The 1,132-nt window shown below is 34.5% G+C and carries 3 protein-coding genes; 1 reads left to right on the forward strand and 2 read right to left on the reverse strand.

The window, feature by feature from the left end; translation table 11 throughout:
• Positions 1 to 542: ribosome maturation factor RimM (rimM, locus tag ASG21_RS05895; RefSeq protein ID WP_056076993.1), on the forward strand; the 542-nt coding region annotated here is incomplete at its 5' end.
• Here the strand turns inward: rimM and ASG21_RS05900 are convergent.
• Entirely contained in the window at positions 543 to 824 is a 282-nt protein-coding gene (locus tag ASG21_RS05900; protein ID WP_082482368.1) for a type II toxin-antitoxin system RelE/ParE family toxin, read from the reverse strand.
• Entirely contained in the window at positions 821 to 1,066 is a 246-nt protein-coding gene (locus tag ASG21_RS05905) for a hypothetical protein (protein ID WP_056076999.1), read from the reverse strand. The genes ASG21_RS05900 and ASG21_RS05905 overlap by 4 nt, the downstream gene beginning before the upstream one ends.
• Between the last annotated feature and the right edge of the window lie 66 nt (positions 1,067 to 1,132).

The raw sequence follows: 1,132 nt of genomic DNA on the forward strand, positions 1-1,132 counted from the left end.
TGAAAAAAGAAGATTGTTACTTACTAGGAAAGATCACACGCAGACACGGTCTTGCCGGAAATGTAATTCTTAAATTAGATACAGACCAGCCTGAACTTTACAAAAAACTGGATTCTATTTTTGTGGAAATCAATGGTTTGCTGGTTCCTTTTTTTGTTGAAAAAACTTCATTCAGTAAGCTTGATGCACTGAATATTGCTTTTAAAAATTCTTCTGAAGCCTTAGTGGATCAGTCTTTAGGAAAGAATGTTTACCTTCCTCTGACGACTTTGCCGAAGCTTACCGGAAAACAGTTTTACTACCACGAAATTATCGGCTACGAAATTTTTGATGAGCAGGATAAAAGCTGTGGTATCATCCGTTCTGTGAATGATCAGACGGCGCAAAACTATTTTGTGACCAATCTTGAAGGTAAAGAAGTGGTGATTCCATTAATTAAAGACTGGATTCTTGAGGTTGACCGTGAGGAAAGAACGATCAAAATGCAGCTTCCTGAGGGATTGATTGATGTGTTTCTGGTGCCTTCGAAAAAGGATGAGTAATCACAGTTTTTCTTCCCATTTGTAAAAACCGAAAACTACAATTTTGTCTTCATCAGACAGAATTTCGTAGACAATCAAATATCCTTTTACAATCAAATCCCGAATGTTCTCGTCTTCAAAGAAGATAGATTTTCTGTTGATTTTAGGGTAATTTGAAATATTTTTTATTTTTCGGAAGATGAGTTGATTCAGTTTTTTTGCGGCGAGAGGTTTGTCTAAGGCGATGTACTGCATTTGTCTTTTAACTTTATCTCTAAACCGCTCCGTTACTTCAATCTTCATTTTTTTGAGATTGAATTTTCGATGGCTTTTTCAGCTTCATCAACATCTATCAAAGGCGATTTTCCTGTTTTATAGCTTGCATAATCTTCATGTACCTGCATCTTCAAATCCTGAAAATTCTCTTCATCTCCCATTTCCAAAACACCGTCTACATATCCAAGAACTCTCTCCAAAACATTTTTTGGAGCATCCTTTAATTTTTCTTTAATTTCCTGATATATAGATTGTTCTATAGTTGTCATTTGTCTTAAATTTTATCAAAGTTAAAGAATATTTTGATTGTGAGTGAGTGTTTTTGCAAAAAAAAA

Origin of the sequence: Chryseobacterium sp. Leaf394 (assembly GCF_001424105.1) — a bacterium.
Taxonomy (GTDB): domain Bacteria; phylum Bacteroidota; class Bacteroidia; order Flavobacteriales; family Weeksellaceae; genus Chryseobacterium.